This window comes from Hyphomonas johnsonii MHS-2, assembly GCF_000685275.1.
Taxonomy (GTDB): Bacteria; Pseudomonadota; Alphaproteobacteria; order Caulobacterales; family Hyphomonadaceae; genus Hyphomonas; species Hyphomonas johnsonii.
The window spans coordinates 137,069-162,079 of the sequence record NZ_ARYK01000001.1; the positions used below are offsets into that span (position 1 = coordinate 137,069).

24 protein-coding genes are annotated in these 25,011 nt (G+C 63.2%); 13 read left to right on the forward strand and 11 right to left on the reverse strand.

The genetic code is table 11. The annotated features are described in order from the left end of the window. The first annotated feature begins 55 nt into the window (after positions 1-55). From HJO_RS00705 to HJO_RS00730, 6 genes are all read left to right on the forward strand, one after another. The gene (locus HJO_RS00705; protein WP_035612514.1) at positions 56-361 is read left to right on the forward strand and encodes a hypothetical protein; all 306 of its coding nucleotides are present in this window, start codon (positions 56-58) and stop codon (positions 359-361) included. A 125-nt stretch (positions 362-486) separates the two neighbouring features. After that, entirely contained in the window at positions 487-762 is a 276-nt protein-coding gene (locus HJO_RS00710; protein ID WP_035612515.1) for a hypothetical protein, read from the forward strand. 79 nt (positions 763-841) lie between these two features. After that, positions 842-1,267 (forward strand): MAPEG family protein, encoded by a 426-nt coding sequence (locus HJO_RS00715; RefSeq protein ID WP_035612516.1) that lies wholly within the window; start codon positions 842-844, stop codon positions 1,265-1,267. 5 nt (positions 1,268-1,272) lie between these two features. Continuing rightward, positions 1,273-2,619, forward strand: coding sequence for a TldD/PmbA family protein (locus HJO_RS00720; protein ID WP_035612518.1), 1,347 nt, complete (start codon positions 1,273-1,275; stop codon positions 2,617-2,619). After that, on the forward strand, positions 2,606-3,730 hold the full coding sequence (locus tag HJO_RS00725) for an inositol monophosphatase family protein (protein ID WP_035612519.1): 1,125 nt from the start codon (positions 2,606-2,608) through the stop codon (positions 3,728-3,730). The genes HJO_RS00720 and HJO_RS00725 overlap by 14 nt, the downstream gene beginning before the upstream one ends. After that, on the forward strand, positions 3,696-5,492 hold the full coding sequence (locus tag HJO_RS00730; protein ID WP_241764642.1) for an ABC transporter ATP-binding protein: 1,797 nt from the start codon (positions 3,696-3,698) through the stop codon (positions 5,490-5,492). The genes HJO_RS00725 and HJO_RS00730 overlap by 35 nt, the downstream gene beginning before the upstream one ends. A 4-nt stretch (positions 5,493-5,496) precedes the next feature. On the opposite strand, the gene HJO_RS00735 is transcribed toward HJO_RS00730, so the two are convergent. Together HJO_RS00735 and HJO_RS00740 are read right to left on the reverse strand one after the other, a co-directional pair. Continuing rightward, complete coding sequence (locus HJO_RS00735; RefSeq protein WP_035612523.1) at positions 5,497-6,288, reverse strand: enoyl-CoA hydratase/isomerase family protein; 792 nt, start codon at positions 6,286-6,288, stop codon at positions 5,497-5,499. After that, the gene (locus tag HJO_RS00740) at positions 6,289-6,963 is read right to left on the reverse strand and encodes a DsbA family oxidoreductase (protein ID WP_035612525.1); all 675 of its coding nucleotides are present in this window, start codon (positions 6,961-6,963) and stop codon (positions 6,289-6,291) included. A 136-nt stretch (positions 6,964-7,099) separates the two neighbouring features. Between HJO_RS00740 and HJO_RS00745 the strand changes: the two genes are divergently transcribed. Together HJO_RS00745 and HJO_RS00750 are read left to right on the forward strand one after the other, a co-directional pair. After that, on the forward strand, positions 7,100-7,585 hold the full coding sequence (locus tag HJO_RS00745; protein ID WP_035612527.1) for a MarR family winged helix-turn-helix transcriptional regulator: 486 nt from the start codon (positions 7,100-7,102) through the stop codon (positions 7,583-7,585). 1 nt (position 7,586) lies between these two features. Beyond that, positions 7,587-8,516, forward strand: coding sequence for an MBL fold metallo-hydrolase (locus HJO_RS00750; RefSeq protein WP_051617918.1), 930 nt, complete (start codon positions 7,587-7,589; stop codon positions 8,514-8,516). An 18-nt stretch (positions 8,517-8,534) separates the two neighbouring features. Here the strand turns inward: HJO_RS00750 and HJO_RS00755 are convergent, their stop codons facing one another. From HJO_RS00755 to HJO_RS00775, 5 genes are all read right to left on the reverse strand, one after another. Continuing rightward, on the reverse strand, positions 8,535-8,810 hold the full coding sequence (locus HJO_RS00755) for a metal-sensitive transcriptional regulator (RefSeq protein WP_035612529.1): 276 nt from the start codon (positions 8,808-8,810) through the stop codon (positions 8,535-8,537). Positions 8,811-8,823: 13 nt separating this feature from the next. After that, positions 8,824-11,079 carry a copper-transporting P-type ATPase gene (locus HJO_RS00760; protein ID WP_035612530.1) on the reverse strand — a complete coding sequence of 752 codons (2,256 nt, stop codon included), beginning with the start codon at positions 11,077-11,079 and terminating at the stop codon, positions 8,824-8,826. 142 nt (positions 11,080-11,221) lie between these two features. After that, the gene (locus HJO_RS00765; protein WP_035612532.1) at positions 11,222-12,313 is read right to left on the reverse strand and encodes a histidine kinase dimerization/phosphoacceptor domain -containing protein; all 1,092 of its coding nucleotides are present in this window, start codon (positions 12,311-12,313) and stop codon (positions 11,222-11,224) included. Between the two features lie 148 nt (positions 12,314-12,461). Continuing rightward, the gene (gene ubiA, locus HJO_RS00770) at positions 12,462-13,580 is read right to left on the reverse strand and encodes a 4-hydroxybenzoate octaprenyltransferase (protein ID WP_035612533.1); all 1,119 of its coding nucleotides are present in this window, start codon (positions 13,578-13,580) and stop codon (positions 12,462-12,464) included. Positions 13,581-13,647: 67 nt separating this feature from the next. Next, entirely contained in the window at positions 13,648-14,655 is a 1,008-nt protein-coding gene (locus HJO_RS00775; RefSeq protein WP_035612535.1) for an aldo/keto reductase, read from the reverse strand. Between the two features lie 176 nt (positions 14,656-14,831). Here HJO_RS00775 and HJO_RS00780 point away from each other — a divergent pair, with 176 nt between their 5' ends. Next, positions 14,832-16,970: a tetratricopeptide repeat protein gene (locus tag HJO_RS00780; protein ID WP_035612537.1), complete on the forward strand. Its 2,139-nt coding sequence runs from the start codon at positions 14,832-14,834 to the stop codon at positions 16,968-16,970. A gap of 167 nt (positions 16,971-17,137) precedes the next feature. After that, a complete protein-coding gene (locus tag HJO_RS00785) occupies positions 17,138-17,752 on the forward strand; it encodes a hypothetical protein (RefSeq protein WP_156945366.1) in 615 nt (204 codons plus the stop codon). A gap of 3 nt (positions 17,753-17,755) precedes the next feature. Here the strand turns inward: HJO_RS00785 and HJO_RS00790 are convergent, their stop codons facing one another. After that, complete coding sequence (locus HJO_RS00790) at positions 17,756-19,129, reverse strand: NAD-dependent succinate-semialdehyde dehydrogenase (protein WP_035614136.1); 1,374 nt, start codon at positions 19,127-19,129, stop codon at positions 17,756-17,758. Positions 19,130-19,180: 51 nt separating this feature from the next. Here HJO_RS00790 and HJO_RS00795 point away from each other — a divergent pair, with 51 nt between their 5' ends. After that, positions 19,181-19,951, forward strand: coding sequence for a 16S rRNA (uracil(1498)-N(3))-methyltransferase (locus HJO_RS00795; RefSeq protein WP_035612542.1), 771 nt, complete (start codon positions 19,181-19,183; stop codon positions 19,949-19,951). Positions 19,952-19,993: 42 nt separating this feature from the next. Here HJO_RS00795 and HJO_RS00800 read toward each other — a convergent pair whose 3' ends face one another. Together HJO_RS00800 and HJO_RS00805 are read right to left on the reverse strand one after the other, a co-directional pair. After that, positions 19,994-20,440, reverse strand: coding sequence for a GNAT family N-acetyltransferase (locus HJO_RS00800; protein ID WP_035612543.1), 447 nt, complete (start codon positions 20,438-20,440; stop codon positions 19,994-19,996). Positions 20,441-20,446: 6 nt separating this feature from the next. Continuing rightward, on the reverse strand, positions 20,447-21,079 hold the full coding sequence (locus tag HJO_RS00805; RefSeq protein ID WP_156945367.1) for a DUF6891 domain-containing protein: 633 nt from the start codon (positions 21,077-21,079) through the stop codon (positions 20,447-20,449). A 112-nt stretch (positions 21,080-21,191) separates the two neighbouring features. Here HJO_RS00805 and HJO_RS00810 point away from each other — a divergent pair, with 112 nt between their 5' ends. Together HJO_RS00810 and HJO_RS00815 are read left to right on the forward strand one after the other, a co-directional pair. Next, complete coding sequence (locus tag HJO_RS00810; RefSeq protein WP_035612545.1) at positions 21,192-22,571, forward strand: glutamate--cysteine ligase; 1,380 nt, start codon at positions 21,192-21,194, stop codon at positions 22,569-22,571. Positions 22,572-22,702: 131 nt separating this feature from the next. Next, a complete protein-coding gene (locus HJO_RS00815; protein WP_035614143.1) occupies positions 22,703-24,454 on the forward strand; it encodes a peptide MFS transporter in 1,752 nt (583 codons plus the stop codon). Positions 24,455-24,527: 73 nt separating this feature from the next. On the opposite strand, the gene HJO_RS00820 is transcribed toward HJO_RS00815, so the two are convergent. Continuing rightward, positions 24,528-24,959 (reverse strand): rhodanese-like domain-containing protein, encoded by a 432-nt coding sequence (locus tag HJO_RS00820; RefSeq protein ID WP_035612548.1) that lies wholly within the window; start codon positions 24,957-24,959, stop codon positions 24,528-24,530. Between the last annotated feature and the right edge of the window lie 52 nt (positions 24,960-25,011).

Sequence of the window (25,011 nt, forward strand, 5' to 3'; positions counted from 1 at the left end):
CCGCTGCCAAGTCGTGGTTGGCTTCGGGCTGGTGATAATATCGGAGACAAACGGCATGCGCACGCTGGTGCTTTCCCTCGCAGCCATTGGCCTTTTGGCGGGTTGCGGCAAGAGCGACAAGGCGACCCTGGTCGCTTCCTGTACCGCCGAAGGCGAAAGCCAGCAGGCCTGTGCCTGCATTGCCGACGCGATGGAGACGAATCTCAGCCCGGACCTGTTCAAGCGGACCGCCCAGGCGATCGGACGCGAGAAACAGGAGGTCGAACGGTTCGTGTTGTCACTGACACCGGACGACCAAATGGAATTTGCCGCGGTCGTCGGTGACATGTTCACCTGCAAACTGGCACCGGAAAAGGACTGAATTGCCAGCCGCAATCGGTGTTTTTGAGCAGCGGGCCCGCAAAGACATTCGTTTGGTACGTGTAATCGCGTGACGTGTCGTCGCAATCCGCCTAAATTCGGTTCCGCAACAGGAAGGGGATGCCCATGAAGTTCTTAATCATCAACAGTTTCCGCATCATGGTCTATGTGGCCTATATTGCGATCATCGTCGGGGGCATTGCGCTCGGACTCTACAACAAGGGTGAATTCAGCAACGAGATGCTCGGCCTTTCCGGCGCTCTCGCCCAGGTCGCGGACTTTGTGATCTTCACAGCAGCCGGCTGGATCGCGGCGAGTCTCGTTTGCGGTCTGATCGTCACGCTGATGGACATCCGTGACGACATCAACGATCGGTTGCCCGATGCCCGCCGCGACGATTGATGCGGCCGGCTTGAGCGGGGAATGACAATCATGCCGCCGGAAGCGTTCCGGCGGCATTTTTTCTGGGAGGAAATACAACATGGCACCACTGGAGGCGGCCGCAGTCTATGTCGGCATCAACATACTCCTGCTGATCTACCTGTCGTCCCGCGTCGTGTTCATGCGGCGGTCGGCGCAGGTTTCGGTCGGGCATGGCGGAAATGTCGACCTTGAAATTCGTACCCGCGTGCATGGAAATGCCGCCGAATACATCCCGTCCATGCTCGTGGCGCTGATTACAGCGGCCTTCATGGGCATTCCGGTACTGTGGATCCACATCCTGGGCACCACGTTCACGCTCGGGCGTGTCATCCATGCATTCGGGCTGTCACGGTCCGTGCTGCAGGCCCGCGTATTGGGCATGGTGCTGACCTGGCTGGCCATGATCGTCGTCGCTGCCATGCTGATTTTTCACGGTCTTACCGGATTTGCCCCGTTGCACGGCCTGTCGGGGCAGTCCATCTAGCGCGGATGACTGAATTCAAAATTCCGCCGGCCGATTTGCTCGCCGGCCTCCTCGACCAGTGCCTGAAGGCAGGTGCAGATGCCGCAGATGCCCGGATTGGCTCGGCCGAAGGCGTCAGCGTGTCGGTCCGCGACGGCAAGATGGAAAGCATCGAACGCGAAGAGAGCACGAGCGTCTCGCTGCGCTGCCTGTTCGGCAAGCGCCAGGCCCATGTCTCCGGCTCCGACCTGTCCAAGGATGGACTGTTCGCGCTGGCTGAACGCTGCGCGGCGATGGCGCGCGCGGTGCCGGAAGACAAGTATTGCGGCCTGGCCGAGCCTGAAGAACTGGCAACCGGCGAACTGGACATGGACCTCACGGGCGACCCGGAGATCGCCGCTGACACGCTCGAACGCGAATCACTCGCCGCTGAAGCTGCGGCGCTGGACGTAAAAGGCATCAAGACTGTCGCCGGCTGCGGCGCGTCCTGGAACCGGTCCACCCGCTGGGTGGCCGCCACGAACGGCTTTTCCGCCTGGAAGACCGGCACCAGCACCAGCCTGGGGCTCGCTTCCGTGGCCGAAAAGGACGGGGCGATGGAGCGCGACTATGAAAGCTGGTCGGTTCGCCGTACCGCCGACCGCCCCAGCGCGGAAACCATCGGCCGGACCGCGGGCGAACGGACCATCGCCCGGCTTGGCGCGCGCAAGCTGGAAACCCAGAAGGCGGCTGTCCTGTATGACCGCCGTGTCTCCGGCGGCCTGCTCGGAGCGCTGATGAGCGCCATATCCGGCCCGTCGATCGCGCGGGGCGTCAGCTTCCTGAAGGACCGCATGGGTAGCGACGTCTTCGCCAAGGGCGTCCACGTCATTGACGACCCGTTCCGCCCGCTCGGCATGGGCTCGCGCTGCCATGACGGCGAGGGCCGCCCGGTGCGCAAGACGCACTTGATTGACGATGGCCGCCTGACGGAATGGTTGCTGAATGGCCCGTCGGCCCGCCAGCTGGGCCTGCAGCCAAACGGCTTCGGTGCGCTCGGCTTTGGTGATCCGCCCGGTGTCACGACGTCGAACCTCTACTTGCAGGCAGGCGAGAAAACGCCTGCCGAACTGATGCAGCAGGCTGGCAAGGGCCTGCTCGTCACAGACATGTTCGGGCCGTCGATCAATGCCAATACGGGCGATTATTCCGTCGGTGTTGCGGGCTTCTGGTTCGAGAATGGCGAGATTGCGTACCCGGTGTCGGAAGTGACCATCGCGGGTGACCTGCCGGCCATCTTTGCGCGCCTGATCCCCGCCTCTGACCTCGAATTCCGGGGCACGCGCGATGCGCCAAGCATCCTCGTCGAGGACATGAGCCTTGCCGGCAGCTGAACGAACGCTGGTCGAAGACCTTGTGACATTGCGCAGCCTTGCCATTGAGGCAGGCCAGCTTGCGCTGTCATATACACGCGAAGGCCAGTCGGCCTTTGCCTGGGAAAAAACTGGAGGCAGCCCGGTCACCGAGGCGGACCTTGCGGTCAACCAGCTCTGTGCGGCACGCCTCACGCATGCCCGGCCGGGTTATGGCTGGCTGTCGGAAGAGACACTCGACGATTTTGCTGCGCGCCGGAAAGACCGTTGCTGGGTGGTCGACCCGATCGACGGAACGCGCGCCTATATGCGCGGCGATCCGAACTGGTGTGTCGGCCTCGCCATCGTCGAAGAGGGACGAGCCGTGGCCGGTGTCCTCTACGCGCCTGTCCTTGGCCACCTTTATGAAGCCCGCGCCGGAGCCGGTGCCTTTCTCAATGGCGAGGCGATCCGTGTGTCCGAATGCGGCAGCGAAGCCGGCTGCAGGCTGATCGCGGCTGAGGAAATGCTGGTCCACAAGGGCTGGCCGGAACCCTGGCCAATCCTCACGGTCGCCCGCCCCAAGCCGAATTCCACCCTCCTGAGGATGGCCATGGTGGCGTCGGGCGCATGGGATGCCACGCTGACGCTGACCCAGAAGTCGGACTGGGACCTCGCCGCCGGGACAATCCTTGTCACCGAGGCGGGCGGCGTTGCCACGACGCACAAGGGCGAACCTTTCCAGTTCAACCGGGAGGTTCCGGCCCAGCGTAGCGTCATTGCGTCTGGAAAACAGCTGCATCCTCTGTTAGTGCGCCGGTCAGGATTTGTGGATATACCTGACCCACAGGAAAAGGCGGCCAGGCCCGCCGCAACAATCAGTACGGAGCCACTCAAAATGGGCGACGCCCCCAAAGCCGAAAAGCAACTTCTCCACATCGTATTCGGCGGAGAGCTGAAAGACGTTGCCGAGCTGGAGTTCGAAGACCTCTCCAAAGTCGATTTCGTTGGCGCATTTGCCAGCTATCGTGAAGCCTATGACGCATGGAAGTCGGCCGCGCACCGCACGGTCGACCATGCCGAAATGCGCTATTTCATCCTCCATGCCCACCGGCTGCTTGATCCGGAGACGGGGGAACACCATCACGTCTGACGCGGCCAAACCGGCGCGCCGCACCGGCGCCCTGATGCGTCTGGCCCGCGAGCGCTTTGCCACGCACTGGCGATGGTTCGTGGCCGGAACGCTGTGCGCCGCACTGACGTCCGTGGCTGCTGCGTCTTACGGCTACCTGCTGAAACTTGTCGTGGAAGGGCTCGAGGCTCTCGCCGGGCCTGCACAGGTCGAGGTGCCGACCCACCTCTGGTGGCTGATCGGCATCATCGGCGTGGCTGCCGTGGTCCGCTCCCTGGCGCTGTATGGCATGACCATCTTCAACAATACCGGCGTGCAGCGCGCGATTGTCGACATCCAGGACGCCCAGTTCGATGCCCTGACCGGGGGTGACTTTGCCCGTATCGCGGCCGAAGCGTCAGGCGGGTTCGTGTCGCGTTTCATCAATGACGTGAATGCCCTGCGCGATGCAGGCCTGCGCATCGCCAACAACCTGACCAAGGGCGTGCTGACGGTGATCGGCGTGTTCATCACCATGCTGGTCATGGACTGGAAGCTGACGCTCGTCCTGCTCGTCATCTACCCCATCGCCTTCGCGCCGGTCATTGCCCTCGGCAACCGCGTCCGCAAGCGCTCGCGCCAGTCGCAGAAACAGATCGGCGAAGTCACTTCCCTGCTCGGCGAGGCGTTCCAGTCGGCGCGCGTGGTGAAAGCCTATGGCCTCGAGGACTACCAGAAGGCCCGGGCTGCCCGGGGCTTTGCCGAACGCTCTCGGCTGTTCCTGAAAGTGCTGACAGACCGCGCCGCCGTCGACCCGATCCTCGAGATCACCGGCGGCCTCGCGCTTGTCGGCATTTTGGCGCTGACCGCGTGGCGCATCGCGCAGGGCGACACGTCGCTCGGGAATTTTGTCGGCATTATCGGCGCCATCGCTGTCGCTGCGCCGGAATTGCGGGCGCTCGGCACACTGAACTCCGTTGCGCAGGAAGGCGGCGCTGCGGCCGACCGTGTATTCGAAATCACCGATGCCGTCCCGGAAATCGCCGACGCGCCTGATGCGCAGCCGATCGGGAAAGTCACCGGTGCGGTCCGCTTTGACGCTGTTCACTTTGCCTATCCGGATGGCACCGAGGCCCTCAAGGGACTGTCCTTCACCGCCAGTCCGGGAGAGACGATTGCCCTTGTCGGCCCCTCCGGCGCGGGCAAGTCAACCGTGTTCAACCTGCTCCTGCGGCTCTATGATCCGACCGGAGGGAATGTTTCTGTGGACGGAACAGATGTGCGTGATGTGACGGGCGCCAGCCTCCGCGCGAACATGGGCCTCGTCGCGCAGGATGCCGCCCTGTTCGACGACACGATCCGCGCCAATATCGCGCTTGGTCGCCTCGGCGCCAGCGATGAAGAGATCCAGGCTGCGGCCCGTGCGGCCCACGCGCATGATTTCATCCTCTCGCTTCCGGGTGGCTATGACGCCCCTGCCGGCGAAATGGGCCGCAACCTGTCAGGGGGCCAGCGCCAGCGCGTCGCGCTCGCCCGCGCCATCCTGCGCGGCGCGCCGATCCTGCTGCTGGACGAGGCAACGTCCGCCCTCGATGCCGAAAGCGAAGCCAAGGTGCAGGACGCTCTGGGGAAATTCTCTGCCGGCCGCACCACGCTGATCATCGCGCACCGCCTGTCCACCGTGCGGGCGGCGGACCGGATCATCGTGATGGAAGATGGTCGCGCCGTGGAAGACGGCACCCATGTTGCCCTGATGGACAAGAACGGCGCCTATCGCCGCCTTGTGGACCTGCAGCTCAGCTAGGCGGTCAGTCGCCTGTAAAGTCAGGCTTGCGGCCTTTCAGGAACGCACTGACGCCTTCCTTGAAATCATCTGACTGCTGCATCAGGGCGAACGCCTCAAGGTCGCGGTGCCCTGTCGCCCGGGCCAGTGCCAGCGCGGCGACATTCACGTCCTGCTTCACGCTTTTCAGCGCCGTCGGGGGCAGGGCAGCGGCCGCTTCGGCAATCTCGCGCGCCCTGGCCATGGCCGTGCCTGCAGGAACGACATGGTCGCAAAGCCCCCAGTCCAGCGCCATGCCGGCCCCGATCTTCTCGCACAGGGCCGCAATGCGTTTGGTCCTCGCCGGGCCGACCAGCGCCACAAAGCGCGGGATCGAGCCCCAGCTCATGTTCATGCCGCGCTCGACTTCGGGCACGTAGAAGGTGGAATTGTCTGCCGCCACGCGCAGGTCACAGGCGGTCGCCAGGGCCACGCCGCCGCCCACGCACCAGCCCTCGACAGCACAGATCGTGAGGGCATCAACGTCTTCCCATGCCTGGCACATGCGCGGTCCCCGGCGCAGCAGAACGCGGCGCTGGCTGAGTGACGATTTTGCTGCCGCCGTGCCTTCGGGGTCTTTCAGGTCTGCGCCCATGCAGAACTGGTCGTCGCGGCCGGTCAGGATGACGGCGGAAATGTCCGGGCAATCGTGGAAGCCCTGCGCGGTCTCTGTCAGGTCGCGCATCAGCTGCTGGCTCAGCGCATTGGCGCGGTTGCCGGTATCGAACCTGACGGTAGCAATCCGGCCTTCGCGCGTGACGCTTACAAGGTCACTCATTCAGGTGTCGCCGGCCGGGCGTTCCTGCGGCAACTGCGCAGCCGCGTGTTTCAGGAACTTTGCCAGCTTCTCGGCGGTTTCGGCGCCCTGCACAGCGACGGCACGGTTGGCGATATAGGTCGGTACGCCGCTGACGCCCATCTGGCGGAAGGATTCGGCCTCTTCACGCACAGTCTGCACATCCGCATCGGTCTTCAGCAGGTCAGCCACGATCGTTGCGTCGAGATCGATTTCCCGCGCCACGTCCACCAGCACCTGATGGTCGCCAATGTCGCGCCCGTCTTCGAAGAAGGCCTTGAACAACGCTTCCTTGGCTTGCACGCCCTTGGCCTGTCCCTGTGCCCAGCGGACGACGCGGTGGGCGTCGAAACTGTTCGGTCGGCGGGTGATCCGGTCGAAATGATAGGGAATGCCTTCGGCCTCGCCATAATCGATCAGGGCCTGGCGCATCGAGCCGGAGCGTTCGCGGCTTTCGTCCGAACCGCCGAACTTCTCTTTCATGTATTCCTTGTAGTCGATGCCAGCAGCCGGGATCGTCGGATCCAGCTCGAACGGGCGGAATATCATCTGAACATCAACTTCAGGAACAAGGGCTCTCGCCGCCTCGATCCTGCGAAGGCCCAGCCAGCACCAGGGGCAGACCAGATCCGAAACCATTTCAACAACAACTGTCATGGCCTCAGCCTATTCCCCACGCCTCATGCACGCAACCAGCGCAACAAGAAGTGATGGACAGGCAAGACATCGCGCTTGACAGGAGCGGTTATACAATCAATTGTGCAATTGATTGTATAACTAGGATGCAGGGCCAATGCGTGACATGAATTTCATAGATGGACATGAACTGCGGTCCGCATTCATTGCGTACCAGCTGGAGCGACTGTCCGAACTGATCGTCGCGCAAGGCAACGACATGCTGGACGCGGCCGGGATCACGTTCCCGTCGCGAGCGGTCTCGACTGTCCTGTATATCGGCGAGCACCAGCCCACTTCGACCGCAGATATTGCCCGTGCGCTTGGCCAGCCTCACCAGGTTGCCTCCCAGCGCGTGGATATCCTGATCCGGCTTGGCATCATCGAGCGCGTCGACGACCCCGATGACGGCCGGCGCAAACTGCTCCGCCTGACTCGTCAGGGTTCAGAGCAATTCAAGGCCCTGACAGCGCGGCTTGCGAAGGCGGGCCAGGCCTTCGAGGCCCTTTTCGACGAAATCGGGTGCGATCTCTCCGCCGCCATCCAACGCGCGGCAGATTCCCTGCTCAGCGTCCCGCTCCTCTCCCGCATGAAAGACAACTGACATGATCCGACTCATATCCTTCTTCATATCGGCCATGCTGCTTGCCAGCCTCTCGGCCTGCGGAACGCAGAATGCCGCCAAACCGTCGATACTGTTCGCGCAAGCGTGGAACAGTGGCATCGACCCGGATGAGCCGGCGTTCCAGGTGCAGGCGATCGGTTCAGACACGTTCGTCCTGCGCCAGTCGCTGCGGACAAGTTTCGAGGCGCCCTTCCTCTACCTCCTCGTCGGAGAGACCCGGGCGCTCCTCATCGACACCGGCGTTGAAGGCGTGGACCTTCGCGCCGAAGTGGACCGGCTGCTTGCGGCCAGCGGGCATGCCGGAATGCCACTCGTGGTCATGCATACGCATGGGCACGGCGATCATGTCGGTGGCGATGCCGGGTTTGCAGACCGGCCCGACACGATTGTGGTCGGGCATACGGCAGCCGATGTCGCCGCGTTCTTCGGGATCGATCAGTGGCCGGCGGATACCGGCACGCTCGACCTTGGTGGGCGCACAGTCGATGTCCTGCCGACCCCGGGGCACCATGACTCGCATGTCATGGTTTATGATGCGCTCACACGCATCATGTTCTCAGGCGACGCTGTCTATCCGGGACGGCTGTTCTTCGTGTGTGACAAGGCTGGCGAGTATGCGGCTTCCATCAGACGTGTCGCCGAATTTGCGGAGACCCATCAGGTCGACTGGCTGCTGGGTGGGCATGTGGAAATGAAGGCAGAGGCGGGCCAGGCGTTCAATGGCGAGAGTGCGTCGCGCCGCGGCGAACACGTGCTGGAACTGCCGGGCAGCGCCCTTGCCGACGTGAAGGCGGCGTTCGACGGAATCGGTGACTATCCGCGCGTGACACCCTTTCCCGAATTCATGCTTCTGCCGCATCCGGCAGACCCGACAGGCATGTCTCCGCCGGACTGGTGCAAGCCTGACTAGGGGGCGGGTTCGCCCGTCCTACTTCTTTCGTCCGCCCAGCACGGCGACCAGTTCTTCCACCTTCTCCCGCCGTTCATTCATGTCATCGCCTTCCAGCGCGTGCTCGACGCAGGTTGAGATATGATCGTCGAGGACCAGGCCTTCGAGCCCCGTCAACGCTGCCTTGATGGCCTGCACCTGCCGCACGACGTCGATACAATAGCGGTCTTCCGCCACCATCTTCGCCACGCCGCGCACCTGTCCTTCGATGCGGGCAAGGCGCTTGACGGCGCTGTCTCTGGTTTCAGGTGTCATGGCAACGGGTTCCTCAAAGTTTCACACTGCGCAGGCGCAGCGCATTGGCAATCACCGATACCGATGACAGGCTCATCGCGGCAGCGGCAATCATCGGGCTCAGCAACAGGCCGAAGACCGGGTAGAGTATACCTGCCGCCAGCGGAACGCCCAGTGTATTGTAGACGAAGGCGAAGAACAGGTTCTGCCGGATATTGCGCATGGTCGCGCGGCTGAGTGTGATCGCCTTTGCGATGCCAGCCATGTCGCCTTTGACCAGCGTCACGCCGGCGCTTTCCATGGCGACATCCGTGCCTGTTCCCATTGCGATGCCGACATTGGCCTGCGCAAGGGCCGGGGCGTCGTTGATGCCGTCACCGGCCATCGCCACGACCGCGCCAGCGGCCTGGAGTTCCGTCACGATCCGGTTCTTGTCTTCAGGCGAAACGTCGGCGCGCACATCGTCGATGCCCACCTGGCGGGCCACGGCAAGGGCCGTTGCCGCGTTATCGCCGGTCAGCATTACCACTTTCAGGCCCTGCGCATGCAGGCGTGCGATCGCATCCTGTGTTGTCGCCTTGATCGGGTCTGCCACGCCGACCAGGCCCGCCGCCCGGCCATCGACCGCCACGAACATCACGGTCTGGCCATCCTGGCGATGGGCATCTGCTGCGGCGGCGCGCGCTTCGTCGAAGCCGCCGATCCGACGCATCATCTTCTCGTTGCCGATGGCGACGGACTGGCCATCCACGCGAGCCTGTGCGCCCTCGCCGGTGACGGATTCGAAATCCTCCGCCGCTTTTGCCTCGATGCCGCGCTGTTTGGCGCCCTCAACGATGGCGGCTGCCAGCGGATGCTCGCTTGCGGCCTCGACGGCGGCAACCAGCGCCAGCAGGCCTGCCTCGTCCCAGCCTTCGGCTGGCTCAACGGTCACCAGTTTCGGTTTGCCTTCGGTCAGGGTGCCCGTCTTGTCGACCACGACCGTGTCGACCTTTTCCAGTGTCTCCAGCGCTTCGGCATTGCGGATCAGGATGCCGTTCTGCGCGCCCTTGCCGGTGCCCACCATGATCGACATCGGCGTTGCCAGTCCCAGCGCACAGGGGCAGGCGATGATCAGGACAGCGACAGCATTGACCAGCGCAAAAGCCAGCGCCGGATCCGGGCCGAACACGGCCCAGACAATGAAGGTGAGCATGGCCACCGCCACGACAGCCGGCACGAACCAGGCTGCCACGATATCGACCAGCCGCTGGATCGGGGCCCGCGACCGCTGCGCTTCCGACACCATGCGCACGATCTGGGCCAGCACCGTGTCGTCGCCGACATGTGTTGCCGTGATCACCAGCGTGCCTGTTGCGTTCACCGTGCCGCCGGTCACCCGGTCGCCTGCCGCCTTGGCCACCGGTACGGCCTCGCCAGTGACCATGGACTCGTCCACGCTCGACTTGCCGTCGACGACCTCGCCGTCCACCGGCACTTTCTCGCCCGGCCGGATGCGCAGGCGGTCGCCGGTTTTGACTTCATCAAGATCGACATCTTCCTCGCTGCCGTCCTCGCGGATGATGCGCGCCGTTGGCGGGGTCAGCTGCAAAAGGGCCCGGATCGCACCGGAGGTCGAGCTGCGCGCCTTCAGTTCAAGCACCTGCCCGAGCAGCACCAGCGCGGTGATCACCGCCGCGGCCTCGTAATAGACATGCACCGCGCCATTCATGTCGCGGAAATTGTCCGGGAATACGCCCGGCGCCACGGTCGCCACCAGGCTGAACAGGAACGCCGTGCCGACGCCCAGCGCGATCAGCGTGAACATGTTCGGGTTCATGCTCCTGATCGAGCGCCAGCCGCGCACGAAGAAGGGCGCTGCGCCCCACAGCACCACGGGCGCTGCCAGCGCCAGCTGGATCCATGCTGCCCAGCCTGCCGGGACAAGGGCGTGCAACGGCATGCCGGGGATCATGTCGCTCATGGCATAGACGAACAGGGGCAGGGCGAACGCCGTGCTGATCCAGAACCGGCGAGTCATGTCATCGAGTTCGCTCGTGTCCTCGTCCAGGGTCGCCGATTCCGGTTCCAGTGCCATGCCGCAGATCGGGCAGCCGGTATTGGATGTCTCACGCACCTGCGGGTGCATCGGGCAGGTCCACACGGTGCCGGTATAGCCGCCCGGGACATGGTCATAGGCGCCGTCCGGCTTTCCGGCCTTGGCGCCATCATCATGGCAGCAGGCATGTGCCGCAGGTTCGCTGTGGTGCGTGTGATCGTGGTGGGAGTGGTCGTTGGAAGGCGTGTTCATATGCAGTTGCTCCGCCGAGGTGTCTGATCTGCATATGATACCCTATGGGGGTATATTCAAGGCATGATTCCAACCGCGCCTCGAAGCGGCTTCTGTCTGTCTGTCTGTCCATGAATTGGTCTTGCCCGAAGAGAGCAGGCTTTCAGGCGAGCTGGAACGTCAGGCTCAACGAGAACCCGTCGGCAGTCGCATCGCGCACGACCTTGCAGCCAAGCTGCGACGCGGCGGCATCGACCAGTCGGTGCCCCAGGCCCTCCACGGCGCTTTCGGGACGTTCGGCCGATGCGCTGCCGACGCCGTTGTCGCTGCAGGTCAGGGTCACCTTGCGGTCAGGGCTGCCTTCGAGGCGCAACAGGATTTCGCCGGTCCTGCCATCCGGAAAGGCGTGCTTGATCGAATTGGCGACAAATTCGCTGACGATCATCCCGATGGCAGAGGCCGGGCCGGAGCCGACATGGATCGGGTCAATCTCTGTACGGATCTTGATGTTTTCCGGAGTGGAATCCTGGAGCAGCGCCATGACGCGGGGAATGAAGCCCTCCAGCGGCACGGTCTCGACTTCGGCCGCCTGGTGCAGTTCCTGGTGCAACAGCGATATCGTGTCGACTCGCCGCGCCACCGCGTCGAATGCGTCCTTGTTGTTGGCGCCCGCCCGCGAGCTGTAGAGCCGCACCAGCGAACTGACCGACTGCAGTGAGTTCTTCACCCGATGGTCCATTTCGTGGAGCAGGATATTCTGGTCCCGCAGCGTCATCCGAAGATCAAGTTCGCGCATTACCTGCTTGCCGAGGGTTCGCAGCGATTTCTTCTGGAACTCCGTCAATTCGCGGGGCTGGTCGTCGAGGACGCAGAGCGTACCGATGGGGTGGCCGTCACGCGATTTCAGCAGTGTCCCAGCGTAGAAGCGAAGACCCGGCTCGTCGAGGCAAAGCGGATTGTTGCCCGTCCGGGTGTCGGCAAGCGTGTCGGTGATCTCGACAAAATCGTCCTGCAGTATGACATGCGAGCAGATCGAGGTGTCGAGCGGTGTCTCTCTGACACCAAGTCCGACCTCGGCCTTGAACCATTGGCGGTCGGCATCAATCAGGTTGATGACCGAAATCTTCACGCCGCACAGTTCGGCCGCCAGTTCGACGATATCGTCAAAATCGGCTTCCCGATCCGTGTCGAGTATCTGGTATCGATACAAGGCAGCCAGACGTTCAGCCTGGTTGGCGGGCTTGGCTGCAAGCATGTTTGAATTCCCCTGAAATTCACGCTGACACGCTGGGTTGGGCCGGAAGCAATGCGTTCGTAGGCCAGGGCTGAAACCTGGTCAACGCGGATGCGCACCCTGCCAGCGGCGGCGCCGTGCGCCGTGGGGCCAGCCATGCCGGCGGGACTCACTCTTCGGGAACTTCAACGCCTTCGGATTCAAGCGCGCGCACAATGTCGCTGGCCATCCAGGTTTCCTCGCCGGCGATATGGGGCTCGCGCTTGACTTCGAGACCAAACGGCAACTCGACCTTGCTGGACGGTCCGGCCGGCAGGATCTCATGGTCGGCGAACAAGGAGCGCGGCTGGGGCGTCGGCAGCATCGCGGCGAGCAGGAACCCGATCGCCACCAGCGCGCCTGCGAAGACATTGGACTTGAACACGGCAAGCGCATCGGCCTCTCGGCTGGATTTCAGGCGGGCCGCCTGCCACAGCCCGTGCGCAAGGAAGGCGAGCGCCGTCACCGCTCCGGCCCGCTGCGACCCGTTCACCCAGGCGGCCAGCGCGATCAGGGCTGCTGCGCCCATGTGGAAGCTGAAACTGATCAGCACTGCCCGCTTGCCGAACAGGCGTGCCGTGGAGCGCACCCCGATCAGTGCATCATCTTCCCGGTCCTGCAGGGCATAGATCGTGTCATAGGCCAGGGTCCACAGGATCAGCGCGGCATAGAGGATGATCACCGGTCCGGACAGGCTGCCCGCTGTCGCGGCACCGACCAGGATGCCCCAGTTGAAGGTCAGGCCCAGCCAGGCCTGCGGCCACCATGTGATCCGTTTCATGAAGGGGTAGGCGGCAACAAGCGGCAGTGCGCACAGCGCGGAGATCTTCGCGTCGGCCGGCAGGCAGAGCCAGACCAGGCCGCCCACGAACAATTGCGCGCCCATGAAAATGTAGGCTTCGCTCAGCGTGACAGCGCCAGAGGGCAGGGGCCGCAGGGCGGTGCGTGACACTTGCGCGTCAAAGTCCCGGTCGCTGATGTCGTTCCAGGTGCAGCCTGCCCCGCGCATTGCGATCGCGCCGATCAGGAACAGCGGCGCCCACAGGAAATCGACGAGATAGAGGCCGGTCCGCATCCGCACGAAGAGGAGGCCGATCAGGCAGGGCAGGAAAAGCAGCCAGATGCCGACCGGCCGATCGAGTCGCGCCAGCAGGGCATAGGGCTGCATCCAGTCCGGCAGCAGTGCCAGCAGTCCGGGCAGCGCACTGTCAGCGGGCAAGGCCCGTGGGGAGGTCTCGGTTTCGGTCATCGCGCGGCTTATACAGGGAATTGCGGCGCTTCACAGCCGCAAGCAACCAGTGCGCGACCATCGGTCTTCAACTCAGTTCAAACGCGAACTGCTCGGTGTCCACGCTTGCCTGCGCGGCGGGCGAATAACGTGGACCCTTGACGGCCTCCGGCTGGAACAAGGTGTCGAGCGCCGCCATCACGTCGCTGGACAGCGAGAGGTCTGCCGCCAGGAAATTGTCCTTCAGGTGCTGGCGGCTGGTTGTGCCGGGAATGGGAACACAGGCCGCGTCCTTGGCCAGTGTCCAGGCGATCGCCAGCTGGGACATGGTGCAGCCGAGGTCGCCGGCAATCGCCTGTGCCTGTTTCAGCAGCGCCTGGTTCTGGGTCCAGTAGGGCTCGGTCCAGCGCGGGAAGATGCGCCGCATGTCGGCTTCATGATAGTCGGCCGGGGCGGGTGGATTGTCGGCGAGATAGCCACGCCCGACCGGGGAAAAGGGCACGAAGGTCACGCCCAGCTCCCGGCACGCATCCAGCACGGCAATTTCAGGATTTCGCGTCAGGAGCGAATATTCCGACTGCATGGCCGAAACCGGATGGACCGCATGGGCCCGGCGCAGCAGGCCTTCGCCCATTTCGGACAGGCCCACCATGCGAATCTTGCCCTCCTTGACGAGGTCTGCCATCGCGCCCATCGAGTCCTCGATCGGCACTTTCGGGTCCGGCCGGTGCATGTAGTACAGGTCGATCGTCTCGCGCTGCAGCCGTTTCAGGCTGGCCTCGCAGGCGGTCTTGATGCTGTCCGGCCGCGCGTCGATCATCCGCTTCTTGCCGTCGAACAACAGCACGCACTTGCTGGCCTGCAGGAATTCACCCTGCCGGGCCTTCAGCGTCTTGCCGATCAGGGTCTCGTTCCTGCCGAAGCCATAGATCGTCGCCGTGTCGAGAAAATTGTAGCCGAGGTCGAGCGCCTCATGCAGCAGCGCGGCGGCATCGGCCTCGTCCGTCGGCGGCCCATAGCCGTGATGCAGGTTCATGCAGCCAAGGCCCACCGGATAAACCGTGTCTGATCCCAATTTGCGCGGTGCTGGACTCATGTTTCTGCTTTCCGGTGACCGGGTTCCTCCGCACAGACTAGGCTTTGGGACGCAAAGCAGGCAAGGCCTGCAGGAATCATGCGCCAAACACGCGCCATCGTTCTATCGCCTTTGGTCACGACATTCGGTTCAAACAGTGATAACCATTGGGAACAGACCAATTCGGGGGCGCCAGGTTGCAGAATCTGATTCAGGAATTGCGGCGTCGGAACGTGTTCCGCGTCGCCTCGCTCTATGCCGTTGGCGGCTGGCTGCTGATGCAGCTGGCCGTGGTGCTGGAAACGACGCTGAATCTGCCCGGCTGGTTCGATACGCTGATCACCGTTCTCGTCCTGATCGGCTTCCCAATTATCGTTTTCGGCGCCTGGGCATTCGAAATGACGCCCGGGGGCCTGAAACCCACGGCGAAGATTGATCCGTCCAAAAGCGTCAGCGCCCGCACCGGCAAGCGACTCGACATGGTCCTTGCTGCCGCAACGGCCCTCCTTGTGGTGGTCATCATCGGCGACCGCGTCATGCCATCGGGCGACGCAGCCGCAAGTCACAAGTCGGCTGCCTCGGAAGACTTCTCCATCGCCGTGCTGCCGTTTGCAGACATGAGCCCGGATGGCGACCAGGAATATTTTGCCGACGGCATTTCCGAGGAATTGCTCAATGTCATGGCCCAGGTGCCCGGCCTCGCCGTGGCGGGGCGTACCTCCTCGTTCGCCTTCAAGGGCCAGAACACGGACCTGCGCGAGATCGCCCAGATTCTCGATGTGGCCCACGTGCTCGAAGGCTCGGTGCGCAAGTCCGGCAACAAGGTCCGCGTCACGGCCCAGCTCATCCGCGCCGACAATGGCTTCCATATGTGGTCTGACACCTATGATGGCGACCTGACAGACATCTTCGCGGTGCAGGACGAGATCGCCAACGCCATCCTCGCGGAACTGAAGCCCCAGCTGATGGGCACGGTCACGCCCATCGCCGCCCCGCGCACGGACATTACCACCTACGACCTTTACCTGCTCGCCCAGCAGAAAGCCGCGCTCAACACGATGACCGGCTATGAGGCCGCTGCCGAATCTCTCGACAAGGCCCTCGCCATAGACCCTGATTTCGTTCCCGCCCTCGCCTGGCGCGGCTATTACGAGCTGATGATGTCTGATGCAGAGGGTGCCGCCGGTGACATTCCCGCCGAAGAAGCCTTCGCGCGCGCTGGTGTCTGGACCGACCGTGCTCTCAAGCTGGACCCCGATTCCGCCGATGCCCTCTTCGCCCGCGCGGGGCTTTTTTCGATGGCGTTTGATGCCGAGACCCGCGACAAGGCGGGGGCACTCTATGAACGTGCCCTTGCGATCAAACCCAATTTTGCGCTTGCGAGGAATGACTATGGCTACTGGCTGAACGACCAGAAACGCTTTGGCGAGGCGATTGCGCAATTTGAAGTGGCGCTGGCACACGACCCGGCCCAGAGCGACGTGAACACGAATTTATTGGCCTATTATGGCCGCATAGGCGACTACGATAAGGCGCGCGCTCAGGCCGACAGATGGCTCGCCATCTCACCGGAGAATCCGGGGGCTTACGTAATTCAGGCGGTTCTGCAGGAAATATCCGGCAATCTGGCCGAAGGGCTGAAGATTCGGCGCAAGGTGCTGGCCATGGCGCCGCACGATCCGAGAGCGTCACGCGACCTTCATTTTGCCGAACTGGGACTGGGGGAGTTCCAGTCGGTCCTGAAGGCTGACGAACCTTATATGCGCTATCGGGCGATGGTCCTGATGGGCCGCAAGGATGATGCGCGGGCGCTGGTCAGGCAGGAACTGGACGCGCGACCGGACTTTCCGCAACAGCAGGCCGATTATCTCGAAATCCATAACAACACCCACGACTGGGCAGAGGTCGTTCGCTACTATGATGCAACCTGGGGCAGCCTCGAGTCTTTCCAGAAGACCTTTGTCAGGCCGCCCTACCTGGTAGTCCTGCCCGCCCTGATCGACGCCGGGCACCAGGACGCGCCCGCCATGCTTGCGGCCGCAAGACGGGCCATTGATGCGGATCGCGCGTCTGGCTTCCAGAACGCCAGTTTTGATGTGAATGAGGCCGGGGTGTATTTGCTCGAGGGCGATACGGGCAAGGCGATGGACCTGTTGGAACTGGCCTATGCGAAAGGGATGCGCGACATTTCCCTGTTCATCTATCCCATCCTGAATGACACACCCACGCCCCGTCTTGAAGCCCTTCAGGCCAAGGTCGCCGCTGACATCAACGCTGAACGCGCCAAGCTGGGCTGGACCGCCATTGAGATGCCGGAGGCCTTTCACAAGTCGTGACGGCCCCCTGACATGCCGCAATCAGGCCTGTCCGGACACGATTTCGGGCTGGCCAGCGCCCAAAATGCAGGACAATTTCGCCCTGTTCGCATAGGATTCGATACCGGACATCCCGATCAATCCGAGGCAAGGGACAGATGACGGTGCGCGAACCAAAGAAATCCGAAATGCTCGAGATCAGGGTCTCGCACGAAACCAAGGAGGCCCTGCATGCCAGGGCCCGTTCGGAAGGCCGGACAGTCAGCGATATCGTCAGGAGCCAGATTTCAGATTACATCGGTGCAGGCGACGCAGGGGCGCGTGCTGGCGGCCACATCGGCGGGCTGGCTGGCCGGGTGAAAGCGGGTGTTGCGACGCTGGCGCGGTTGCCGCGTGTCCTGGCCGCCGCTGCGGCGGCGCTGGTCGTGATGGTGCTCTTCAGCCAGTCGGCCAGTCTAGCGCAGGACGTCTCGCTCGAACTCGACGGCACGATCGTCAGTGGTGACCGGAATGTTCATTCCTTCGGAACCGAGATTGTCCTGGCCCCCGACACGCCGGTCTCGTTTCCGGTTCAATCGGACACGGACCCCTACACGGTCACCGTCACTCTTCATTCGCCCACCAAAGGGACCGGCCCGGTCCAGATCGGGTTCACGATCTCGCACGGCAATGCGGAGACGGAGGCAACAGCCGCCAGCCCCAGCGTGTTGATCGACTTCGACGAGAAGGCCCGCATCGAATTCCGCGGTGCCGACGGGGCGTTCTACGGCATCACGGCGCGCGCCCGGCCCGTCAGCAAATAGGCTTCACGCAATCGACACGGTCTTGCGGTTGACGAAGGCCCTGATGCCGTCAGCCGCGAGTTCGCGGCCGAAGCCCGACTGCTTGATTCCGCCGAAGGGCAGGCGGGGATCAGACGACACCATACTGTTGACGAAGGTCGATCCGGCTTCGAGGCTGTCGATCGCCAAAGTCATTTCGGATTCCACATCGGTGAAGATCGTCGAACCGAGGCCGTAGACGCTGTCATTGGCCTTCTCGATCGCCTCAGGCAGGTTCGTCACTTTCCAGAGGCCTGCGACGGGACCGAACATTTCCTCGTCGGCGCCCGGTGTGCCGGCAGGCGCGTCAGCCAGGACCTGCGGTGCAAACCACCAGCCTTTTTCCGGCAGGTCCGCCAAGCGGCCGAGCCGTTTCGCGCCGCCCTTCAACGTGGCGTCCACCTGGGCCTGCAATTCGTCGCGAATGGCGCGGGTCGCCAGCGGCCCGATATCCGTCGTGTCGAGCAGGGGATCGCCGACCCGCAGGGCCGCCACCTGGTCAACGAATTGTTGCGTGAACGCATCGTACACATCGGCGTGGACGAAGAACCGCTTGGCGGCGATGCAGGACTGGCCATTGTTCTTGGTGCGGGCCGCGACGGCCGTCTTGACGGCCTTGTCCATGTCGGCAGACGGCATCACGATAAAGGCGTCGGAGCCGCCGAGTTCCAGCAGGGACGGCTTGATCTCGTCACCCGCGATGCTCGCCACGCTCTTGCCGGCGGGGCCGGACCCGGTCAGCGTCACGGCCTTCACGCGGCTGTCACGGATCACGCCCTCGACAGCGCCCGAACCGATCAGAAGTGTCTGGAAACAGCCGTCCGGAAAGCCTGCCTGGCGGAAAACCGCCTCGATGTTCATGGCCGAGCCCCAGACGTTGGAGGCATGTTTCAGCAGGCCGACATTGCCGGCCATCAGGCTCGGCGCAGCAAAGCGGAAGACCTGCCAGAACGGATAGTTCCACGGCATCACCGCCAGCACCGGCCCGAGTGGCAAGTGCCGGACATAGGACTGGCTGGCCTCGGTCGGGATTACCTGGTCGGCGAGGTATTGCGGGGCATGATCGGCATAGTGCCGGCAGACGAGGGCGCATTTCTCGACCTCCGCAACCGCCTGCGCCAGCGGCTTGCCCATTTCGAGCGTCATCGTTCGGGCATATTCGGACTTGTGTTGATCCAGCACGTCGGCTGCGGCGTGCATCAGCCGGGACCGTTCGGTCATGCTTGTATGGCGCCATGAATCGAACCGCGCATCGGCCTTTTCAATGGCGGCATCCGTGGCGGCTGGGCTGAGCGGCGAGAATGACGAGAGCACCTCGCCGGTCGCAGGGTTTATCGAGGTGACAGCTTGCGCGCTCATGAGTTCGTCCTTCCGCTTAACGTGAACCATATATAGGCATATAGAGCCCCGATGAGTTCCCTGCCTCGCTTATTCGTGACCGTCGGCCTGGTGCCGGATAGTGCCTTCTCGCTTGACGAGGAGCAGGCCCGGTACCTGACACGCGTCATGCGCCTCAACATTGGCGATGCAGCCCGCGTATTCAACGGTCGTGACGGGGAATGGCGGGCGGAAATCACCGATATCGCGGGCCGCCGTGTCGAAATGACGCCGGTGGAGAAATTGCGGGAACAGGCCGGGCAGGGCGCTTTGCCGCTGACGCTGCTGTTCGCCCCGGTCAAGAAATCGGAGACGGATTTCATTGTCGAGAAGGCAACCGAGCTTGGCGCGGCCATCATCCAGCCGGTCATCACCGAGCGCACCCAGACCCGCACGGTGCGCCTCGACCGGTTCCAGAAGATCGCCCTTGAAGCCGCTGAACAGACCGAACGCCTCGACCTGCCGGAGGTTGTCGACGCGCTCAGCCTCGATGCTGCGCTGGCGGCCCTGCCGGACGGTACGGCGCTCATTTTCTGCGATGAAGCCGGCGACGAGACAGATGCGCCCTGGGGCGGTCAGGCAGGGCGGGCCGGGCCGATGGCAGGGGTGCTGGAGGGGGTGAAGGGGCGTGCTGCGGCCATCCTGATCGGCCCCGAAGGTGGGTTCAGTCCCGCCGAGCGAACCTTCCTGCGCGGCAGGCCCGAAACCTACCCGGTCAGCCTGGGCCCGCGCATCCTGCGTGCCGAGACAGCTGCCGTGTCAGCCATGACTCTCTGGCAGGCGATCTGCGGGGACTGGGGCTGACCCGGTGCGGACGCCCCAGGGGCATTTGGCGGGTGGGGCAGGCTAGCCCCTCACATACTTGATGAAGGGCGTCTGCACGCCGATCCGGTCATACAGCCGGCGTGCCGTTTCGTTGAATTCCTGCGTGGTCCAGTAGACCGAGGCCGCCCCGTGCGCGTCGGCGGCGGCGTAAACCGCCTCGATCAGCGCCCGGCCAATGCCGGTGCCGCGCACATCCGGATCGGCGTAAAGGTCCTGCAGGTAGCAGGTATCCCCTATCTCCCAATTCGTCCGGTGGAACAGGTAATGCGCGATGCCGACGGCCCGCCCGTCCAGGGTCGCGATCAGGCCGCGATACTCATTCGGCGCACCAGACAGCATCCGTGCAAAGCTTGAGGCATAGACGGCTTCCGGCCGTTCGGCCTCGTAGAACTCGAGATAGGCGGTCCAGAGCCTGCGCCATTCGGATTCGTCCGATGCGGCCAGAGGACGGATCACCAGGCCGGGCATGGCCAGCTAGAACGACCAGCGTTTCAGGGGTGTCGGCACGTCGCCGGTCCAGCGGCGTTTCCAGTCGAGCACCACACCGACGCGGTGGTCCAGCTTGCCGTCCCAGTGCGGTTTGAGCCCGACTGACTGCAGCACGTCGAACAATTCCTGCGCGACCGCGACATGCGCGACATCCAGGTCGGAATGCGTTGCGCCATAGCTGAAATACAGGCCGTGGCCTTCCACGGCGCTTTCGGTGTCCTGCTGGTGGAAGAAGACATAGCCGCGCGCCTTGCGGCCCAGCTCCTCGAATTCCTCGATCTCGGCGCCGATTTCGGCCGCGCCGCAATTTCCACAGCAGGTAAAATTGGCCCGGGTGACGATGCCGTGGTCTTCCAGCGTGTCCAAAGCCAGTTCCAGCCGGTCATAGTCGGTCAGCACCGGCCAGGCTTCCTGTTCTTCGACCAGCGTGCGCACCGCCACGATCAGCGCGTTGCGCACTTCGATGTGGCGATCCCGCTCCGATATCAGCGAATCGAAATCTTCCGTCAGCTCCTGCAGGAGCTCCTCGATCTCTTCGATATCTTCATAGCCGCCACGCACGTGGATACGCGCCCACGTGCTCAAATCTTCGCGTTCGTCTGCCTTAAGCTTGGTCACTTCAGCCCCTTGGCCCCTCTTGTACTTTTCTGTCCAGTTAGAATAACCCGGTTGGCGGTCGAGCGAAACATACCTATGTGCACTTCCATCGCCGATTCATGGGAGGCCCACAATGACCACACCGACGTCGGACGTTGACGAGGCCTCGCCACGCATCGAATCCAAGGCCGAACTGATCGCTTACCTTGCCGCAGGGTCAAAGCCGCAGGCGGACTGGCGGATCGGTACGGAGCACGAAAAGTTCGGCTTCCTGACCGACGGCCTGCGCCCGCTGCCCTATGAGGGCACGGCGTCGGTCTGTGCCATGCTGGAAGGCTTGCGTGACCGGTTTGGCTGGGACCCGATTGTCGAAGGGGGCCACCTGATCGGCCTCACGCAGGATGGCGCCAGCGTGTCCCTGGAGCCCGGCGGCCAGTTCGAACTGTCCGGTGCGCCGCTCGAGACCCTCCACCAGACCTGCAATGAAGTCGGCCGCCACCTTGCCGAAGTGCGCGAGATCGCCGAGCCGCTGGGAATTGGTTTCCTCGGCGCGGGTGCCAGCCCTCTCTGGAGCCTTGCCGAAACCCCGGTAATGCCCAAGGGCCGCTACCGCATCATGACCGCCTACATGGACAAGGTCGGCCGCCTCGGACGCCAGATGATGTTCCGGACCTGTACCGTGCAGACAAATCTCGATTTCGGCTCGGAAGCCGACATGGTGAAGAAGTTCCGCGTGTCACTCGCCCTGCAGCCGCTCGGGACCGCCCTGTTCGCCAACTCGCCATTCCTCGACGGGCGCCCGAATGGCTTCCTGTCCTATCGTTCGCAGATATGGACGGACACTGACCCCGACCGCACGGGCATGCTGCCCTTCGTTTTCGATCAGGGCTTCGGGTTTGAACAATACGTCGATTACGCCCTTGATGTGCCGATGTATTTCGTCCGCCGCAAAGGCGAATACCTTGATGCCAGCGGCCTCAGCTTCCGCGATTTCATGGCAGGCAAGTTGCCCATCCTGCCGGGCGAATTGCCCGCGATGGACGATTTCGTCGACCACCTGTCGACCATTTTCCCGGAAGTCCGCCTGAAGCGCTTCCTGGAGATGCGCGGGTCGGATGCGGGCCCGTGGAGTCGCCTCTGCGCCTTTTCAGCTTTCTGGACGGGCCTGATGTATTGTCCGACCTGCCTTGATGCAGCGTGGGACCTGGTGAAGGACTGGACCGCTGCCGAGCGTGAATGCATGCGCCAGGGCGTGCGTACGCTGGGCCTGAAGACCCCCGTTCCGGGTGGCGGCTCGATGCAGGACCTTGCCAAGCAGGTACTCGCCCTGTCGCGTGAGGGCCTCAGGAATCGCGGTAATCTCTCGACATCCGGCGACGACGAGACGGGTTATCTCTCGGAACTCGACGAGATCGCCGCCAGCGGGCTTACGCCGGCCGACCGCCTGCTGACCCGCTACCACACCGTCTGGAACCGCGACGTTCGCCCGATCTTCGAAGAAGAGGCCTATTAGAGGCACGGTTTTGCCGTATTTGTGTCACGCCAAAGCACAAATTGCCTTGAGCGATTGCGCGGCCCGTGGTCAAACTTCCTCCTTGCGTCGATGGCGCACCACAGACTGAAGCGAGCCTGGGGAGGGCCACTGTGACAGATACACCAGTTTCCACGACGGATCCCGTCGCGAACGACCATAGCTTTTTTGGGCACCCAAAGGGCCTGCTCATCCTGTTCCTGACAGAAATGTGGGAGCGCTTTTCCTATTACGGGATGCGCGGCCTGCTGATCATCTACCTGACCCAGCACTTCCTTTTCTCGGACGAGAAATCGGCGCTGATCTACGGTGCCTATACGGCGCTGGTCTATGTGATGACGATCATCGGCGGCACGCTCGCCGACAGGTATCTCGGCCAGCGAAAAGCCGTGACGTTCGGGGCTGTGCTGCTGGTGCTCGGGCACTTCGGCATGGCGTTTGAAGGCTCGGGGTCGCAGCAGATCGCCACGATCAATGGCGGTGAATACACATTGACGCTCGATGGCCGCGGCGGCGACGCCAACCAGATCATCGTCCAGGGCGACAAGACTTCGCTGATCAGTTTTGACAATGAAACCAATGAACTCGTGATCGCCGAACCGGACGTGATGGGCCTGCCGGAGCGGATCGACCGCTCAACCTATGACACCAAGATCATCCAGCAGGACCTGTACAAGAACATCCTGTTTCTCTCGCTGGCCCTCATCATTGCAGGTGTGGGTTTCCTGAAGGCGAACATCTCGACCATCGTGGGCGCGCTCTACGGCGTCGGCGATGCGCGCAGGGATTCAGGGTTCACGCTGTTCTACATGGGCATCAACCTCGGCGCCTTCCTGTCGTCGATCACCTGCGGAATCCTGGGCATCGTGTATGGCTGGGCCTGGGGGTTTGGCCTGGCAGGCATCGGCATGCTGGCCGGCCTCATGGTGTTTCTCTGGGGGCAAAAATTCCTCGGCGGCCGCGCCGACCCGCCAGATGCCGAAAAGCTCAAGAAGTCGGTTCTTGGTCCGATCAACGTGGAGTGGGCCTGCTACCTTGCCGGCCTGCTGATGATCGGCGTGTCGATGCTGTTGGTGATGAACGAAGAGATTGTCGGCGGAATCCTCGGCCCGATCGGCATCCTGATGTTCCTGTTCCTGGTTGGATACGCAATTCTTCGCCTGAAGGGCACCGAGCGGAACCGGATGTTCGCGGCGATCTATTTCGTCCTCGCACAAATCCCGTTCTGGGCCCTGTTCGAGCAGGCAGGTTCATCGTTGAATCTGTTCACTGACCGCCTGGTCGATCGGACATTGCTCGGTTGGTCCGTTCCGGCGCCCGTGTTCCAGTCGCTCAATGCCGCCTTCATCTTCATCTTTGCGCCTATCATCGCCTGGCTATGGATCTGGCTGGCAAAACGCAAATGGGAACCGTCGACGCCCGTGAAGTTCGCTATCGGTGTGTTCGGCGTCGGCCTTGGCTTTCTGGCGCTCGTCGCCGGGATCCAGACAGTTGGTCCGGCGGCCATGACGCCGGTCCTGTTCATCTTCCTCGTCTACTGGATCCACACGATGGCCGAACTCATGCTGTCTCCGGTCGGGCTCTCGGCCGTGACCAAGCTGGCGCCGCCGCAGGTTGTCGGCATGACGATGGGCGCATGGTTCCTCTATTCGGGCCTGTCGAATTTCCTGGCCGGTGTCATCGCCCGCTCGACGGGGTCGGAAACAATCGGTGGTCAGTTGACCGACGTGGCCGCTGCCAAGGCGACCTATGTGAGTGTCTATTCAACGGTTGGCATGTACGGGATCGGGATCGCGGTCCTGATGCTGCTCGTTTCGCCGGTTATCAAGAACTGGATGAAAACCGACGACGGTACGATGGTCTAGGTCGGTACCCGGTACCAAAACCAAAAGGGCGGCCCGCAAAGGCCGCCCTTTTTCGTTCCGGTCGCGTGAAAGCCTATCGCATCGGCGGATTGAACGGGTCGGTCGGCAAGCCGCGCTTGATCCAGCCATCACCGGCACCGCGATGCCCGGCCATGCCTTCGGAAATATTGAACACGTGGGCGAACCCTTCCGAGACCAGTTTCTGCGCAGCCGACGTCGACCGCGAGCCGGACCTGCAGATCACCGCGACGGGCTGTTCCAGGTCGCCCAGTACGGCGCCGCGCGCCCGGGCCACGAAGTCTGAATCCTGCAAGGTGGCACCGATGCTGTCGCGCGGCATGCCGGTCATCGCCCATTCCGAAGGCGTCCGGACGTCAATCACGACCAGTTCTCCCTTCTGGGACATCTGGAAGGCCGCGTCGGCCGCCAGGCTTTCAATGTCTGCACTGGCTGCACCGGCAAGGCCAAACGCCGCGCAGGCCACTGTCAGGAATTGCAATCTCATTAGCGTCACTCACCATCTGCTCTACAAGAAGTCCCGACCCGCCTGATCGGCG

Bases quoted from the DNA above. Each gene is read 5' to 3' on its own strand.
- HJO_RS00705 (WP_035612514.1), top strand. From the start codon at position 56: ATGCGCACGCTGGTGCTTTCCCTCGCAGCCATTGGCCTTTTGGCGGGT.
- HJO_RS00710 (WP_035612515.1), top strand. From the start codon at position 487: ATGAAGTTCTTAATCATCAACAGTTTCCGCATCATGGTCTATGTGGCC.
- HJO_RS00715 (WP_035612516.1), top strand. From the start codon at position 842: ATGGCACCACTGGAGGCGGCCGCAGTCTATGTCGGCATCAACATACTC.
- HJO_RS00720 (WP_035612518.1), top strand. From the start codon at position 1,273: ATGACTGAATTCAAAATTCCGCCGGCCGATTTGCTCGCCGGCCTCCTC.
- HJO_RS00735 (WP_035612523.1), bottom strand. From the start codon at position 6,288: ATGAGTGACCTTGTAAGCGTCACGCGCGAAGGCCGGATTGCTACCGTC.
- HJO_RS00740 (WP_035612525.1), bottom strand. From the start codon at position 6,963: ATGACAGTTGTTGTTGAAATGGTTTCGGATCTGGTCTGCCCCTGGTGC.
- HJO_RS00745 (WP_035612527.1), top strand. From the start codon at position 7,100: ATGCGTGACATGAATTTCATAGATGGACATGAACTGCGGTCCGCATTC.
- HJO_RS00750 (WP_051617918.1), top strand. From the start codon at position 7,587: ATGATCCGACTCATATCCTTCTTCATATCGGCCATGCTGCTTGCCAGC.
- HJO_RS00755 (WP_035612529.1), bottom strand. From the start codon at position 8,810: ATGACACCTGAAACCAGAGACAGCGCCGTCAAGCGCCTTGCCCGCATC.
- HJO_RS00760 (WP_035612530.1), bottom strand. From the start codon at position 11,079: ATGAACACGCCTTCCAACGACCACTCCCACCACGATCACACGCACCAC.
- HJO_RS00765 (WP_035612532.1), bottom strand. From the start codon at position 12,313: ATGCTTGCAGCCAAGCCCGCCAACCAGGCTGAACGTCTGGCTGCCTTG.
- ubiA (WP_035612533.1), bottom strand. From the start codon at position 13,580: ATGACCGAAACCGAGACCTCCCCACGGGCCTTGCCCGCTGACAGTGCG.
- HJO_RS00775 (WP_035612535.1), bottom strand. From the start codon at position 14,655: ATGAGTCCAGCACCGCGCAAATTGGGATCAGACACGGTTTATCCGGTG.
- HJO_RS00785 (WP_156945366.1), top strand. From the start codon at position 17,138: ATGCTCGAGATCAGGGTCTCGCACGAAACCAAGGAGGCCCTGCATGCC.
- HJO_RS00790 (WP_035614136.1), bottom strand. From the start codon at position 19,129: ATGAGCGCGCAAGCTGTCACCTCGATAAACCCTGCGACCGGCGAGGTG.
- HJO_RS00795 (WP_035612542.1), top strand. From the start codon at position 19,181: ATGAGTTCCCTGCCTCGCTTATTCGTGACCGTCGGCCTGGTGCCGGAT.
- HJO_RS00800 (WP_035612543.1), bottom strand. From the start codon at position 20,440: ATGCCCGGCCTGGTGATCCGTCCTCTGGCCGCATCGGACGAATCCGAA.
- HJO_RS00810 (WP_035612545.1), top strand. From the start codon at position 21,192: ATGACCACACCGACGTCGGACGTTGACGAGGCCTCGCCACGCATCGAA.
- HJO_RS00820 (WP_035612548.1), bottom strand. From the start codon at position 24,959: ATGAGATTGCAATTCCTGACAGTGGCCTGCGCGGCGTTTGGCCTTGCC.